Origin of the sequence: Sphingomonas sp. (assembly GCF_041661825.1) — a bacterium.
Classification (GTDB): domain Bacteria; phylum Pseudomonadota; class Alphaproteobacteria; order Sphingomonadales; family Sphingomonadaceae; genus Sphingomonas.
Genome location: NZ_JBAZTU010000003.1, coordinates 697,181 through 711,007 on the forward strand (window position 1 = coordinate 697,181; position 13,827 = coordinate 711,007).

The 13,827-nt window shown below is 63.7% G+C and carries 18 protein-coding genes; 10 read left to right on the top strand and 8 right to left on the bottom strand.

Annotation, left to right across the window (positions count from 1 at the left end):
- Positions 1-3: 3 nt before the first annotated feature.
- The 5 genes from WC729_RS16155 to WC729_RS16175 are packed head-to-tail and all read right to left on the bottom strand — an operon-like array spanning position 4 to position 4,338.
- Entirely contained in the window at positions 4-1,149 is a 1,146-nt protein-coding gene (locus tag WC729_RS16155; RefSeq protein ID WP_372854560.1) for a copper resistance protein B, read from the bottom strand.
- Positions 1,146-3,008: a copper resistance system multicopper oxidase gene (locus WC729_RS16160; RefSeq protein ID WP_372854562.1), complete on the bottom strand. Its 1,863-nt coding sequence runs from the start codon at positions 3,006-3,008 to the stop codon at positions 1,146-1,148. The genes WC729_RS16155 and WC729_RS16160 overlap by 4 nt, the downstream gene beginning before the upstream one ends.
- A gap of 54 nt (positions 3,009-3,062) precedes the next feature.
- Positions 3,063-3,626 (bottom strand): RNA polymerase sigma factor, encoded by a 564-nt coding sequence (locus WC729_RS16165; protein ID WP_372854564.1) that lies wholly within the window; start codon positions 3,624-3,626, stop codon positions 3,063-3,065.
- Entirely contained in the window at positions 3,623-4,063 is a 441-nt protein-coding gene (locus WC729_RS16170) for a periplasmic heavy metal sensor (RefSeq protein ID WP_372854567.1), read from the bottom strand. Before WC729_RS16170 ends, WC729_RS16165 begins: the two co-directional genes overlap by 4 nt.
- Positions 4,060-4,338, bottom strand: coding sequence for a hypothetical protein (locus tag WC729_RS16175; protein WP_372854569.1), 279 nt, complete (start codon positions 4,336-4,338; stop codon positions 4,060-4,062). The genes WC729_RS16170 and WC729_RS16175 overlap by 4 nt, the downstream gene beginning before the upstream one ends.
- A 131-nt stretch (positions 4,339-4,469) precedes the next feature.
- Between WC729_RS16175 and copC the strand changes: the two genes are divergently transcribed.
- From copC to WC729_RS16195, 4 genes are all read left to right on the top strand, one after another.
- Entirely contained in the window at positions 4,470-4,856 is a 387-nt protein-coding gene (gene copC / locus WC729_RS16180; RefSeq protein ID WP_372854571.1) for a copper homeostasis periplasmic binding protein CopC, read from the top strand.
- A gap of 3 nt (positions 4,857-4,859) precedes the next feature.
- Entirely contained in the window at positions 4,860-5,783 is a 924-nt protein-coding gene (gene copD / locus WC729_RS16185) for a copper homeostasis membrane protein CopD (RefSeq protein WP_372854573.1), read from the top strand.
- A 73-nt stretch (positions 5,784-5,856) separates the two neighbouring features.
- The gene (locus WC729_RS16190; RefSeq protein WP_372854575.1) at positions 5,857-8,238 is read left to right on the top strand and encodes a heavy metal translocating P-type ATPase; all 2,382 of its coding nucleotides are present in this window, start codon (positions 5,857-5,859) and stop codon (positions 8,236-8,238) included.
- A complete protein-coding gene (locus tag WC729_RS16195; protein ID WP_372854577.1) occupies positions 8,235-8,621 on the top strand; it encodes a Cu(I)-responsive transcriptional regulator in 387 nt (128 codons plus the stop codon). Before WC729_RS16190 ends, WC729_RS16195 begins: the two co-directional genes overlap by 4 nt.
- A gap of 50 nt (positions 8,622-8,671) precedes the next feature.
- Here the strand turns inward: WC729_RS16195 and WC729_RS16200 are convergent, their stop codons facing one another.
- The 3 genes from WC729_RS16200 to WC729_RS16210 are packed head-to-tail and all read right to left on the bottom strand — an operon-like array spanning position 8,672 to position 10,071.
- Positions 8,672-8,854, bottom strand: coding sequence for a DUF1289 domain-containing protein (locus WC729_RS16200; protein WP_267251979.1), 183 nt, complete (start codon positions 8,852-8,854; stop codon positions 8,672-8,674).
- 10 nt (positions 8,855-8,864) lie between these two features.
- Complete coding sequence (gene dmeF, locus WC729_RS16205) at positions 8,865-9,785, bottom strand: CDF family Co(II)/Ni(II) efflux transporter DmeF (protein WP_372854580.1); 921 nt, start codon at positions 9,783-9,785, stop codon at positions 8,865-8,867.
- Between the two features lie 10 nt (positions 9,786-9,795).
- Entirely contained in the window at positions 9,796-10,071 is a 276-nt protein-coding gene (locus WC729_RS16210; RefSeq protein WP_010405486.1) for a metal/formaldehyde-sensitive transcriptional repressor, read from the bottom strand.
- A gap of 106 nt (positions 10,072-10,177) precedes the next feature.
- Here WC729_RS16210 and WC729_RS16215 point away from each other — a divergent pair, with 106 nt between their 5' ends.
- Genes WC729_RS16215 through arsH form a run of 6 tightly spaced genes read left to right on the top strand, consistent with a single transcriptional unit; the run spans position 10,178 to position 13,712 of the window.
- The gene (locus WC729_RS16215) at positions 10,178-10,510 is read left to right on the top strand and encodes an ArsR/SmtB family transcription factor (protein ID WP_372855474.1); all 333 of its coding nucleotides are present in this window, start codon (positions 10,178-10,180) and stop codon (positions 10,508-10,510) included.
- 11 nt (positions 10,511-10,521) lie between these two features.
- Positions 10,522-11,049, top strand: a complete 528-nt coding sequence (locus tag WC729_RS16220; protein ID WP_372854582.1) for an arsenate reductase ArsC — start codon at positions 10,522-10,524, stop codon at positions 11,047-11,049.
- A complete protein-coding gene (arsC, locus tag WC729_RS16225; RefSeq protein WP_372854584.1) occupies positions 11,049-11,480 on the top strand; it encodes an arsenate reductase (glutaredoxin) in 432 nt (143 codons plus the stop codon). The genes WC729_RS16220 and arsC overlap by 1 nt, the downstream gene beginning before the upstream one ends.
- Positions 11,477-12,544, top strand: a complete 1,068-nt coding sequence (gene arsB / locus WC729_RS16230) for an ACR3 family arsenite efflux transporter (RefSeq protein WP_372854586.1) — start codon at positions 11,477-11,479, stop codon at positions 12,542-12,544. The genes arsC and arsB overlap by 4 nt, the downstream gene beginning before the upstream one ends.
- Complete coding sequence (gene arsN2 / locus WC729_RS16235) at positions 12,541-12,972, top strand: arsenic resistance N-acetyltransferase ArsN2 (RefSeq protein ID WP_372854588.1); 432 nt, start codon at positions 12,541-12,543, stop codon at positions 12,970-12,972. Before arsB ends, arsN2 begins: the two co-directional genes overlap by 4 nt.
- Positions 12,972-13,712, top strand: coding sequence for an arsenical resistance protein ArsH (gene arsH / locus WC729_RS16240; protein ID WP_372854590.1), 741 nt, complete (start codon positions 12,972-12,974; stop codon positions 13,710-13,712). The genes arsN2 and arsH overlap by 1 nt, the downstream gene beginning before the upstream one ends.
- Positions 13,713-13,827: the final 115 nt, after the last annotated feature.

Below are 13,827 nucleotides of genomic sequence, written 5' to 3' on the forward strand. Positions count from 1 at the left end.
ACGTCAAAACCAGCTTCTCAAGCCGATCACAAAGCTCGTCGTTCCGACATTCTTGCCGTCGAGCCGCGCATAGCGAGCTGTATCGCCAACTTTCCGATCATAGGACACACCGATATAGGGCGCGAACTCCCGCCTGATCTCATAGCGAAGCCGCAGACCCAGTTCGGCGTTCGATAGGCCCGAACCAATCCGGTTCTCGGGTACATCCTGCGCCGCGAAATTCAGCTCGACGCGCGGCTGGAGGATCAGGCGTTGGGTGATCCGCTGATCATAATAGCCCTCGGCTCGAGCGAGAACATCGCCCTTGTCAGACAGGAACAGCGCGCCTTCGATCTCAAACCAGTTGGGCGCCAGTCCTTCGATGCCGATGGTCGCATAAGTACGCGAGGGGTTCGGCTTGAAATCGTACCTGACACCCGCCTGCAGGTTCCAGTACGGATCGATCGCACGGCTGTAGAGCGCCTGCACTTCGGCGCTATCGACGCCGCCGCCCTTGAACGCCCCTTCGCCCTCGCTCTTGACGACCAACCGGTTGATGTCCCCGCCGAGCCATGCCTCTCCGTCCCAGCGAAAGCCGTCGCCGCCCTTGCGCGCCTGATACTCGGCCAGATTGAACATGACCTGGTGGAAGCTGCCGCCGCCATGCTCCCTGTAGAGATCGGTCCGCACGCGCGCCATTTCCGCAGCCGGAAAGGCGCGATCGGCATAATGGTCGGTCGGCGGCGCAGGCGCCGGGGCGTTGCCGGGCGCCAGGGCGGTGCCGCCCGTTCCATGGTCAGCCGTGCCTGGTCCCATCTCCATGCCGGGCATGGTGGCCATGTCGTGCTTTCCCGCGCTCACCGCCGCCGGAGCGCCGGGCATGGCCATCCCGGGCATCGTCGTCATGTCATGGTCCGCATGCGGATCTGCTCCCCCAGCGACTGCCGGAGCGGGCTTTGCGACGGCCGGACGCGCTGGCGTGGATGCCGACGCGCGCGGAACAGCGGGCCGCGGTCGTTGCGTCGGCGGCTTTCGCATTGTCGGCTTTGCCGCAGGCTTCTTCGGCGCCGGCATCTGCATGCCAGGCATGTTCGACTGATCCATCGCCTGCGCCGCGACCGGGGCGGGGATCGCGAGCGGCGCGAGCGCAAGGAGAAGGATGCGGTTCATGCCGCGTCTCCTCGCGGACGGACCGAGACAACCTGCATCATCCCGGCGTGCATGTGGTAGAGCATATGGCAGTGGAACGCCCAGTCGCCGACCGCGTCAGTGGTGACGTCAAAGGTCACCTTGCCGCCCGGCAGTACGTTGACCGTGTGCTTGCGCGGCGCATATTCGTCATGGCCGGTCACCAACTCGAAAAAATGGCCGTGCAGGTGGATCGGATGCGACATCATCGTGTCGTTTACGAGCGTCACCCGCACCCGCTCGTCCTTCAGGAAAGGGATCGGCGCCTTGACTTCGCTCATCTTCAGCCCGTCGAACGACCACATGTACCGCTCCATATTGGCGGTCAGGTGGATCTCCATCGCCCGGTCCGGCGCGCGTATATCGGGATTGCGCGTCAACGCCATCAGGTCGCGATAGACCAGCACCTTGTGACCGACATTTTCGAGGCCCTGGCCCGGATCGCCGGTGCGGTCCATCGCCATCGGCGCGATCGTCTGCACCCCCGGCCCCATGCGAACCTGCGGCGCATTCTTCGGGTCGCGCATGTTCATCCCGCCCATCGCGGAATGATCCATTCCGGCCATTCCGGCGCCGGCTTGCGGCGCCATGCCTGCCATCGCGCCAGCGGCTCCCGCCGCCATGTCGTGGCCCATCGCGGCATGGTCCATGCCGGCCATGCCGCTGTCGGGCTTGCTCAGGTCGATCGTGCCGCCGCTTGCCCCCGACATGTCCATGCCCGACATGTCCATCCCCATGTCCTTCATCGTGGCGACTGGCCGGGAGCGGAGCGGCGGCACTCCGGCGGCCATGCCTTCGCGCGGCGCCAGCGTTGCGCGCGCCAGGCCGGAGCGATCGACCGCCTCGCCGACGATCGTGTAGGCCCGTTCGTCGGTCGGCGTGACGATCACGTCAAAGGTCTCGGCGACCGTGATCTGGAATTCGTCGACCGTGACCGGACGCACATCCTGCCCATCGGCCTGGACGATGGTCAGCGGCAGGCCGGGGATGCGGACGTTGAAGATCGTCATCGCCGAGGCGTTGATGAAGCGTAGGCGCACCCGCTCGCCCGGCTGGAAGAGAGCCGTCCAGTTGTCACGCGGGCCATGGCCGTTGACGAGAAAGGTGTAGGTCGAACCCGTCACGTCGGACACGTCGGTCGGGTCCATCCGCATCTTGCCCCAGTCCATCCGCTCCTTGAGTGGCTGATCGCGGCCTGCCAGCAGCCCGGCCAGCGTCTGCTTCTGATAGTTGAAGTAACCCGCCTGCTGCTTGAGCTTCAGGTAGATCGCATGCGGGTGCATCGGACTGTGATCCGACAGGACGATCACATGCTCGCGGTCGTAGCGAACAGTATCCTCGCCCTCGGGGTCGATCACGATCGGGCCATAATGACCCATCTGCTCCTGCAGGCCCGAATGGCTGTGATACCAGTAGGTGCCCGCCTGGATGATCGGAAATTCATAGACGAAGGTCGATCGCGGACGGATGCCCGGGAAGCTGATACCGGGAACGCCGTCGAACTGCGCGGGCACGAGCAGTCCATGCCAGTGGATCGAGCTGTCCTCGTCGAGATCGTTGGTTACCGAAAGCCGGACTCTCGTCCCCTGCTTCAGCCGGATGAGCGGTGCCGGAATGGTCCCGTTGACTCCGATCGCATGGGTTTCGCGGCCATCGACCGTCATCATCTGATGGGCAATTTTCAGTGCTATATCGGTACCGCTTACCGTTGGTAGCGGGCGGACGATTCCGGCTGACACCGGCTGCGCCCACGCCGGAAACCAGTTCGCGAGGGACAGCCCCGCACCGCCAAGCGCGGCGCCACGCAACAGCGACCGTCTATCGAGGTGGGAGATACGCATGGCAGGAAGGCCCCTGAATGAAAAAGCTATCGATCAGGATACGCAGCCAGAGCATCAGTCCCTCAAACTTTCCTGCAATTTGGAACGCGCGCGATAAAGCCGCGTCTCGACCGCCTTTTCGCTGATCCCCAAAACCTCGGCCGTCTCGATCTGCGACAGCCCCTCGATCGTTCGCAGCACGAGGGTATCGCGCAGCGCCAAGGGCAAGGCCCCGATCGCCGCCATCGTGCGCTTCAACTCCTGGCGGTCGGAAAGGATTGCCTCGGGCGTCGCAGCATCGTCCGCGACCTGGCTCGCTTCGTCGATCGGGAGTGCAAACGACAACAGCCTGCGGACCGCGCGGCGACGCGCCCAGTCATGGCATTTGTTGATCGCGATGCGCGCGATCCACAGACGAAACGGTCGCGCGCCGTCATAACGGCCAAGCGCGGAAAAGGCGGACAGAAAGCTTTGCTGGGTGACATCGAGCGCCGCATCCGCGTCTCCGATATGCCCACGGATCAGGCGATATACGCCGTCGCGATGGCGATGCATAAGTTCGCCATAGGCGGTCTGCCGACCAGCCAGAGCAAGCGCGGCCAGTTCGCCGTCCGTACATCCGGCGAGGTCGACCGTCACCGATCCTTGGCCGTGAGCGCCTTGACCACTGCGGAATCGAATTTGGCCGCCTGATCGGCGCGCAGCACGCTACGCATGGCGAAGACATGTTCGAGCGTTTCTTTCTGAAGCTGACCCATCGCCTGATGCGAGCGATCGACCGCCGCACTCACCTGGGGACCATAGCCATGCTCCGCCTCGATCGCGTCGGCGAGGCGCGCATTGTCCGCGCGAAGCTCGAGTTCGAGCGCCTGCTTGCGCACCGCGAACCGCCGTTCGATCTCCTCGATCCTCGCGTGCTGGCCGGAATCCAGTTCCAGCTGGCTGTGAAGGAGCGTGTGCAGTTCGGTTTCGACTGGCGTTTGTCGGACCACATAGGCCCGGCCCACGAGCACGCCGACAACCGCCGCGACAAACGCGATCAGCGCGATGAGCAACAGGCGGCGACGGTCGTTCATTCGCTGCCGCCGAGAAGGGACGAGGGAACAAGCGCAGACGGCGCACCAAATGGCGTAACCGAGGCCGCCCTGACCGGGGTACCGGGAATGATCGAGCTGGCAATCCCGATCGAAAGCGCCGCCAGCGCCGCCAGGCCGAAGACGCTTCCAGAAAGCGGTCGAGAGCCAAGCGCGCGAGACGTTAGGCCCTCCAGTACCGCGCCGTCGATCGCCCCCAATCCAGGATGGACGGGCAGTTCGCGCAGCCGCGCCAGCGCTCTATCAATATCGGTCATGCGTCAATCTCCACGCTCTCTACCGATACTACGCATCGGTGCCGGCGATCCCTCATAGCATATCGTCACAGCGCTATGAGGGGTGAGGCCCTACCCTGCGTATTCAGCAGGGAAACCAAGAGGAGTCCCCCATGAAGTCCGTTCGCGTCATCGGTGCGGCCATTGCTGCCGCCCTCATCACCATCACCGCTCCGGCCATCGCGCATCCGAAACTGATATCATCAACTCCGGCGGCGCAGGCGACAGTCACCAATGCAACGCAGGTATCGCTGACTTTCAGCGAAACATTGATGGCGCCCGTGTCCGGGATCGACCTTGCCATGACCGGCATGCCCGGCATGGCGAACCACGCCCCGATGAAGATGGCCGGCTTCAAGACTTCGGTCACCGCAGACGGCAAGACGTTGGTTGCGGTCTTTCCGCGCCCGCTGCCCGCTGGCACCTACAAGCTCGACTGGCATGCGGTATCGACCGACACGCACAAGATCACCGGAACGCTCGCCTTCACCGTCCGATAGGTCATGCTGGACTGGCTTCTGATCGCCACGCGGCTCGCGCTTTACCTCGATCTCGGCCTGCTGTTCGGCGCGCCCTTGTTCGGCCTCTATGCGCTGCGTGGCGATGAGCAAATCCATATGGTCCGGTTCAGGCCGTTGATCGGCAGTTTGGCGGCAGCCGGGATCATCGCGACCCCGCTAGGTTTCGGTCTGATGTCTGCCACCATGAGCGGAACCGATCTCTGGAGCATCGACAGGAATATCGTGACGATGCTCCTGACCGAAACTGCGGTCGGCTGGGCCTTTGGAGTCCGCGAGGTCTCTCTCGTCCTGATCCTGGCGTGGGCAATGTTGGTGCGACGTCCTTCAACTGGCTCCCTGGCGGTAGTTTCGGCTCTGGCGGCGATCGCGGTCGGGACGCTTGCCTGGTCGGGTCATGGCGCCGGGACCGAAGGAACCAGCGGCCTGTTCCACCTCACCGGCGATATCGCGCACCTCCTTGCCGCGTCGGCCTGGCTTGGCGCGCTCATGATGCTCATCTTGTTGACGCTTCCTGCGCGGGTGACCGACGTCTCGCGGATCGAGGTCGCGCACCGCGCATTGAACGGGTTTGCAGGGGTCGGATCGGTCATTGTCGGACTGATCGTCATCACCGGAATTACGAACGGCCTTTACCTGATCGGCATCGACAAGATCGCGAACCTTGCGACGGACCTTTGGGGCCAGCTGCTGCTGGCGAAGATCGCGCTGTTCGTCGCCATGCTGGTCATGGCGGCGGCCAACCGCTTCCGGCTTACGCCTCGCCTTGAAGAGGCGATCGCGAACGGAAGTCCTGGCCTGGCGCTTTCAAGCCTGCGGCGGAGCATAGCGCTGGAAGCCGCGATGGCGATCACGATTCTTGCGTTGGTCGCGTGGCTCGGGACGCTGGAGCCCCTCGCCGCTGGATAGATAATTTGTAGCGGCCCTTGACCCTGACACGATGTCAGACCCTAGATAGGGGGCGTCGATAAGGAGAACGGGAATGTCCGAACCAAAATCCACGGCGCATGGCGGCCAAAATCATGCTTGCTGCGCTGGTCACGCGAAGAGCGCGCTCGTTCCCGCAGGTTCCGAGCAGGCCCTCGATCCCGTTTGCGGGATGACAGTCGACCCGGCGGTGACACAGCATCACGCCGATCATGACGGCAAGGCCTATCATTTCTGCAGTGCCGGCTGCCGCGCCAAGTTCGTTGCTGACCCGGCGCGCTATCTCGCCAAGGCCGATCGTACGGCGCCGGACGAACCAGCCGGCGCGATCTGGACCTGTCCGATGCATCCCGAAATCCGTCGGCCGGGGCCGGGAGCCTGTCCAATCTGCGGCATGGCGCTCGAACCTGAGGTCGCGACCGCCGACGCCGGTCCCAGCCCCGAACTTGTCGATATGACGCGGCGCTTCTGGATTGCTCTGGCGCTGACCGTGCCCGTTTTCCTGCTCGAAATGGGCGGCCATCTGTTCCCGGCGCTCCACCATCTCGTCCCTGAGCGGATATCGGGATGGATTCAATTCGCGCTGGCAACCCCCGTCGTGATCTGGGCGGGCTGGCCCTTCTTCGAGCGCGGTTGGGCATCGCTCCAGACGCGAAACCTCAACATGTTCACGCTCATCGCGATGGGAACCGGTGTCGCTTGGGCCTACAGCGTAGTGGCCACGCTTGCCCCCGGGATATTCCCGGCAGCGTTCCGCATGATGGACGGCACGGTCGCAATCTATTTCGAGGCCGCCGCGGTCATCACCGTCCTCGTGCTCCTTGGGCAGGTTCTCGAACTGCGTGCTCGCGAGCGCACCTCGGGCGCGATCAAGGCTCTTCTCAATCTGGCACCCAAGACTGCCCGCCGGCTCCTGCCGGACGGTAGCGACGAGGAAGTCGCGATCGACTTGATCGCCGTTGGCGACAGGTTGCGGGTCCGCCCCGGCGAGAAGGTGCCTGTGGATGCGATTGTCGAGGATGGCCGCTCTTCGATCGATGAGTCTATGGTGACCGGCGAGTCGATGCCGGTGACGAAGACGGTCGATGCCCATGTGGTGGCGGGCACGATAAACCAAACGGGATCTCTCGTCATACGCGCGGACAAGGTTGGCCGCGATACGATGCTGGCGCGGATCGTCCAGATGGTCGCGGATGCGCAACGCTCGCGCGCGCCGATCCAGCGCATGGCCGACAAGGTTGCCGGGTGGTTCGTGCCGGCGGTTCTTGGCGTTGCGCTGCTCTCTTTCGCGATATGGGCGATATGGGGTCCTGAACCGCGACTGGCACACGGCCTCGTAGCCGCGGTCGCGGTGCTGATCATCGCGTGTCCCTGCGCGCTGGGCCTGGCGACGCCGATGTCGATCATGGTCGGGATCGGACGGGGTGCGGGCCTTGGCGTCCTGATCAAGAATGCCGAGGCGCTGGAGCGAATGGAGAAGGTCGATACGATCGTCGTCGACAAAACGGGCACGCTGACCGAAGGGCGACCTTCGGTGACGAGCATCGTGGCGATAGACGGCTTTTCGGAGCACGACCTTCTTCGCCTGGCGGCGGGCGTCGAGCGGGCGTCGGAGCATCCGCTGGCGCTCGCGATCGTCGCGGCCGCAAAGGACCGTGACATCGACGTTCCCGAGGTCTCCGACTTTGACTCGCCTACCGGCAAGGGTGCGGTCGGGACCGTGGACGGCAAGCGCATCTTTCTGGGCGGCGCGGCCTATCTCAAGGAGAATGGGATTGATGTGTCAGCCGCAGCTGCACGGGCCGATGAGCTGCGGGCGGACGGGGCGACGGCGATTTTCGCCGCCGTTGACGGCCGGGTCGCCGGGATTCTCGCCATTGCCGACCCGATCAAGGCAACGACAGCGGAGGCGCTGGCCGCCTTACGAAAAGAGGGCGTGAGCGTCGTCATGCTGACGGGCGACAACCGGACGACCGCCGAGGCGGTGGCCCGGAAACTTGGCATTGATGCGGTTGAAGCCGAGGTGCTGCCCGATCAGAAGAGCGCTGTCGTCCTGCGGCTGCAACGCGAAGGCCATGTCGTCGCGATGGCAGGCGATGGGGTGAACGATGCGCCCGCTCTCGCGGCAGCGGACGTCGGCATCGCCATGGGTTCGGGCACCGATGTCGCCATCGAAAGCGCTGGAATCACGCTGCTCAAGGGCGATCTCAATGGCATCGTGCGAGCGCGGCGGCTGAGCGAGGCGACGATGGCCAACATCCGCCAGAACCTGTTCTTCGCCTTCATCTACAATGCCGCTGGCGTCCCCATCGCCGCCGGCCTGCTCTACCCGGTGTTCGGCATCCTTCTGTCGCCTGTCATCGCTGCCGCAGCAATGGCCCTGTCATCCGTCAGCGTCGTCACCAACGCGCTGCGTCTCAATCGGGTGACGCTGTGAACATCGGCGCGGCCTCCGACGCGAGCGCTGTGTCGCAGCGGATGATCCGCCATTATGAGAAGATCGGGCTTATCCCGTCGCCGCCGCGACGTGACAGCGGGTATCGTGACTACTCGCAAGCCGACGTGCATCGCCTGCGCTTCATCGCCAACGCCCGCGATCTCGGCTTTCCCATCGAGGAAATTCGCGTGCTGCTCGATCTCTGGTCCGACCGCGATCGCGCCAGCGCGGAGGTCAAGGCACTGGCGGAATCGCGCGCCGCAGATCTCGGCCGGAAGGCGGACGCGCTCAATGCGATGCGCGAAGCATTGCTCGACTTTGCGAAGGGCTGCCACGGCAACGAGCGGCCCGAATGTCCGATACTCACGCGCCTGGCTTCCTGAGCCTATCTGGCGGGGTCGGACAGGGCGCGCTAGCCGCCAGGCTAGCCGATTCACTTATGCAGGCCGCGTCCTGCCAGCTTCGCGAGCCGGCGCGGTAGGTCGGCAGCGATCTTGCGTTGCTGTTGCGGCTGCGCCTTCTTCCATGTCCTGCATTCGGGTTTGGACCTGCCGCACCCTCGGCACCAGCCAGTCGAACCGTCGAACGCGCACAAGTCTATGCACGGGGACTTCACGGGTGCGCTTTCAATGGCATTCGATTGTTAGATGCTTCAACTCGTGGACGGGGACGAGCCGGTTACGGATAACACCCGCATCGATGCCCACGCCACCAACAACACCGACGATCGCGGCATGGGCGTCAGGGCCGACGCGCCAGACATGGAGATCGGAAATGCGCGCATCTCCTGGTCCTTCGACCAGATCCTGTATTTCCTCGGCGACGTGATTGTCTGTCGTATCGAGAAGGACTGCGGCGGTATCGCGCATCAAGCTCCAGGACCAGCGAGCGATCACCACTGCCCCAACGATTCCCATGATAGGATCCATCCAGACCCAGCCCAGATAGCGGCCTGCCAGAAGAGCCGTGATCGCCAACACAGAGGTGAGAGCGTCGGCGAGGACATGCACATAGGCTGAGCGGAGGTTATTGTCGCCGCCATGGGCATCATGGTCATGGGCGTGATCGTCATGACCGTGATGATGGTGGCTACCCGACAGCAGGAATGCGCTGACGATGTTCACGCCGAGCCCAATGACCGCAATCACCGTTGCTTCGCCAAACGCGACCTTGATAGGTTCGAACAGCCGCAGGATCGATTCGACCCCGATTCCCAAGGCGATAAGGCCTAGCACGAGCGCCGAAGCGAAGCCTGCCAGGTCGCCGACCTTGCCGGTTCCGAAGCTGAACCGACCATTGGAAGCATGCCGCTTGGCATAGCTATAGGCAATCGCTGCGACACTCAGCGCCCCGGCATGGGTCGCCATATGAAAACCGTCGGCAAGGAGCGCCATCGAGCCGGTAACATAGCCGGCGAAGATCTCGCCGATCATCATCACAGCCGTCAGCACCACAACCCACAAGGTCCTGCGAGCGTTCTCGTCGTGAGAGGCCCCAAGATACACATGGTCGTGCGTAAAGGCTTCAATGTCGCGGGACGTGGTCAATATCTCAGCCTCATTTTGCGTAGCGGCGTATGACCGCGATCAGTTCTTCCGCCCCTGCGGCGCGCTCCTCGGCCGGAAGATCGGGATGCGCCACATGGGCGCGGACATGCTCTTCGATAATCTCATCCATGAGGCCGTTGATGGCACCGCGTGTCGCTGCAACCAGATGCAGCGTCGTCGTGCAGTCCGTCCCTGCCGCCAGCGCTTTCTCAATCGCCGTGACCTGACCGGCGATGCGGCGCACCCGCTTCAGGAGTTCATCATTGCCTTCGGTCAAATGTCCCATAGCATACCCCCCTATCCTATATACGGGCGTGCCGCCATAGCGATCGACTCGAAATCGGATTCACATGGGGCTGGCGTTCTCATCATATATCTATAATATCGGATATATGGAATCAGCATCTGCCATCTTGGCGCTGGGAGCGCTTGCGCAAACAACGAGGCTCGACGCCTTTCGTCTTCTGGTTCGGCTCGAACCCGATGGACTCGCCGCGGGCGAGGTCGCGCGGGCGCTCGACGTACCTCAGAACACCATGTCGGTGCATCTGGCGACTCTCGCACGCGCCGGGCTCATTCGTTCCGAGCGACGCAGCCGGATCATCAACTATCGTGCCGACCTCGACCAGTTGAAGGCGCTCACGCTCTTCCTCGTCAAGGATTGCTGCGGCGGCAAGGCGGAGTTGTGCGAGCCGCTGATCGCCGAACTCTTCCCCTGCTGCTGATGGAGCCCATCATGTTCGATCGCGTCTTCAACATCCTCTTCCTGTGTACAGGTAACTCGGCCCGCTCGATCCTTGCGGAGAGCGCGCTCACCAGGCTGGGCAACGGACGCTTCCGTGCCTTCTCCGCCGGGAGCTATCCCAAGGGCGCGGTCAATCCCGACGCGATCGCCTTGCTCGAGCGGATCGAATATCCGACCGATGGCCTGCGATCGAAGAGCTGGGATGAGTTCTCCGGGCCTGACGCACCGGTGATGGATTTCGTGTTCACTGTCTGCGACGACGCGGCCGGCGAGACCTGCCCGATCTGGCCCGGTCATCCCGTCACCGCCCATTGGGGGATCGAAGACCCGAGCCACGTCCGGGGCACGCCTGTCGAGCGCGAGCGCGCCTTCGTCACGGCGCTTCACTATCTCGAGAACCGCATCAAGCTTTTCATCGCGCTCCCGTTCGAGAAACTCGAGGCTCGTGCGCTGCAAGCCCAGGTTCGCGAGATCGGCCATGGCGAAGGTGCGAGCAGCCGTCGCGGGGATGCGGCCTGATGCCAATCGACATGATCATCTACCACAACCCCGAGTGCGGCACCTCGCGTAACACGCTGGCGATGATCCGTAATGCCGGGATCGAGCCGCATGTCGTGGAGTATCTGAAGACCCCGCCGTCGCGGCCTATGCTGGTGTCGCTGATCGAACGTATGGGGATCGCACCCCGCGCCCTCCTGCGCGAGAAGGGCACGCCGTTTGCGGAACTGGGGCTTGGTGATGTGTCGCTCGGCGATGACCAATTGATCGATGCGATGATGGCGCATCCGATCCTCATCAACCGCCCGATCGTCGTATCGCCGCTCGGCGTGAAACTCTGTCGCCCTTCCGAACAGGTGCTCGACCTGCTGCCGAACTCGCAGCTTGGCGCCTTCGCCAAGGAGGACGGCGAGCAGGTCATCAACGCGGCCGGCAACAGGGTCGGCGCATGACCGCCACGATCGCGGCACCGGCCAAGCCGGCAATCAGCACGTTCGAGCGCTATCTCAGTTTCTGGGTTGCGCTCTGCATCGTCATCGGCATTGCCCTTGGCTATGCATTGCCTGGGCTGTTCAGGGCGATCGCATCGGCCGAAGTCGCGCGGGTCAACCTCGTGGTCGCCGTGCTGATCTGGTTGATGATCATCCCCATGCTGCTCAAGATCGACCTTGGTGCGCTCGGATCGGTCAGGCAGCACTGGAAGGGCGTCGGCGTGACGCTCTTCATCAACTGGGCGGTGAAGCCGTTCTCGATGGCGCTTCTCGGCACGGTCTTCCTTGGCTGGCTGTTTCGGCCGCTCCTGCCGCCCGCCGATGTCAGTTCCTATATCGCCGGCCTGATCCTGCTAGCTGCCGCACCCTGCACCGCGATGGTGTTCGTCTGGTCAAACCTTTGCGACGGCGACCCGACCTATACGCTGAGCCAGGTCGCGCTGAACGACGTCATCATGGTGTTTGCCTTTGCGCCGCTGGTCGCCCTGCTGCTCGGCGTCGCCTCGATCACCGTCCCGTGGGACACGCTGCTGATCTCGGTGGCGCTCTACATCGTGGTGCCGGTGATCGTTGCACAACTTGTCCGTCGCGCCCTGCTGTCATCGGGCGGGCAGCCGACACTGGATCGGATATTGGCCCGGCTGGGTCCGGTGTCACTCATGGCGCTGCTGACGACGCTCGTCCTGCTGTTCGGCTTTCAGGGCGAGGCGATCATCGCCCATCCTTTGGTGATCGCCCTGATCGCGGTGCCGATCCTGATCCAGGTCTATTTCAACGCGGGCCTCGCCTACTGGCTCAGCCGCCGGTTCGGTGTCGCCTGGTGCGTGGCGGCGCCCGCCGCGCTGATCGGCGCCTCCAACTTCTTCGAACTGGCGGTGGCGGCCGCGATCAGCCTGTTCGGACTCAACTCGGGCGCGGCGCTGGCAACCGTGGTCGGCGTACTGGTCGAGGTTCCGGTCATGCTGTCGGTGGTGAAGATCGTGAAGGCGACCCGGCCCTGGTACGAGGAGCGGGTGCCGGCATGATCATGACGGCGCTCGACACCACCGCGCTACCCGATCTGGCGGCCGATCTTGCTGACGCCGGGCTGCCGACCAGTGACCTTGCCGAACCGGATCGTCGCTTTTTCCGGTTCGAGGACGACGCCGGCGTCGCCGGATATGCTGGCATGGAGGGCAACGGGCCTGACCGACTGCTGCGATCCCTGGTCGTGAAGCCGGATCGGCGCGGCGGCGGGCTGGGCACTGCCATTCTCGGCGCGATCGAGCAGGCGGCAACTAAGGAAGGCGTAGCTTCCCTCTATCTGCTGACCACCACGGCCGAACTGTTCTTCCGGCGGCATGGCTATGTTTCGGCCAACCGTGCCGATGCGCCCGACGCGATAACCGGATCGGCCGAGTTTCGATCGCTCTGCCCGGCGAGCGCCGCCTTTCTCTCCAAACGGATTGCCTGATGTCACGCCTTCGTATCCTTGCCGACCCTGATGTCATGCCCGCGCTCGATCGCGACTTGGTTCGCCCGCACCTTGCGGCAGGGCTCGGCTCATTCGAGCATCCACCCCGAATCCTGCTGCTCTACGGTTCGCTGCGCGAGCGCTCGTTCAGCCGGCTCGCGGTCGAGGAAGCGGCACGGTTACTGATCCTGTTCGGCGCTGAGGTCCGGATATTTGACCCGAGCGATCTGCCGTTGCCCGACCAGGTGAAGGCCGATGACCATCCGGCCGTCCACGAATTGCGCGAGCATTCCTTGTGGTCGGAAGGTCAGGTGTGGTGCAGCCCCGAGCGGCACGGCCAGATCACCGGCATCATGAAGGCCCAGATCGACCATCTTCCGCTGGAGTTCGGCGGCATGCGGCCAACGCAAGGCCGAACGCTCGCTGTCATGCAGGTGTCGGGCGGATCGCAGTCCTTCAATGCCGTGAACACGCTTCGGCTGCTCGGTCGCTGGATGCGGATGTTCACGATCCCCAACCAGTCGAGTGTCGCGATGGCGTTCAAGGAGTTTGACGAAGCGGGGCGAATGAAGCCGTCCAGCTATTATGATCGCATCGTAGATGTGATGGAGGAACTGGTTCGGTTCACTGTTCTTACCCGCGGTCATGCGGATCAACTCGTCGACCGCTATTCCGAGCGCAAGGCCGATGCGGCGAAGCGGGATGCGGCGAACGATCTGGCTTCACGATCGATCGCCTGAACTGATGCGGTCAGCGCGACAGTGCCTTCGACGTTCGATCCTGGCTATGGGCCAACGAGGTGCAAAAAGGGCAAATTTGTGCCCTTTTGCCGGCCCTGACGCGCAAGCGGCACTT

Coding starts and splice junctions, on each gene's coding strand:
- WC729_RS16220 (WP_372854582.1), top strand. CDS start 10,522: ATGTTCGATCGCGTCTTCAACATCCTCTTCCTGTGTACAGGTAACTCG.
- arsC (WP_372854584.1), top strand. CDS start 11,049: ATGCCAATCGACATGATCATCTACCACAACCCCGAGTGCGGCACCTCG.
- copD (WP_372854573.1), top strand. CDS start 4,860: ATGCTGGACTGGCTTCTGATCGCCACGCGGCTCGCGCTTTACCTCGAT.
- arsH (WP_372854590.1), top strand. CDS start 12,972: ATGTCACGCCTTCGTATCCTTGCCGACCCTGATGTCATGCCCGCGCTC.
- WC729_RS16210 (WP_010405486.1), bottom strand. CDS start 10,071: ATGGGACATTTGACCGAAGGCAATGATGAACTCCTGAAGCGGGTGCGC.
- WC729_RS16155 (WP_372854560.1), bottom strand. CDS start 1,149: ATGAACCGCATCCTTCTCCTTGCGCTCGCGCCGCTCGCGATCCCCGCC.
- WC729_RS16170 (WP_372854567.1), bottom strand. CDS start 4,063: ATGAACGACCGTCGCCGCCTGTTGCTCATCGCGCTGATCGCGTTTGTC.
- copC (WP_372854571.1), top strand. CDS start 4,470: ATGAAGTCCGTTCGCGTCATCGGTGCGGCCATTGCTGCCGCCCTCATC.
- WC729_RS16215 (WP_372855474.1), top strand. CDS start 10,178: ATGGAATCAGCATCTGCCATCTTGGCGCTGGGAGCGCTTGCGCAAACA.
- arsN2 (WP_372854588.1), top strand. CDS start 12,541: ATGATCATGACGGCGCTCGACACCACCGCGCTACCCGATCTGGCGGCC.
- WC729_RS16190 (WP_372854575.1), top strand. CDS start 5,857: ATGTCCGAACCAAAATCCACGGCGCATGGCGGCCAAAATCATGCTTGC.
- WC729_RS16175 (WP_372854569.1), bottom strand. CDS start 4,338: ATGACCGATATTGATAGAGCGCTGGCGCGGCTGCGCGAACTGCCCGTC.
- arsB (WP_372854586.1), top strand. CDS start 11,477: ATGACCGCCACGATCGCGGCACCGGCCAAGCCGGCAATCAGCACGTTC.
- WC729_RS16160 (WP_372854562.1), bottom strand. CDS start 3,008: ATGCGTATCTCCCACCTCGATAGACGGTCGCTGTTGCGTGGCGCCGCG.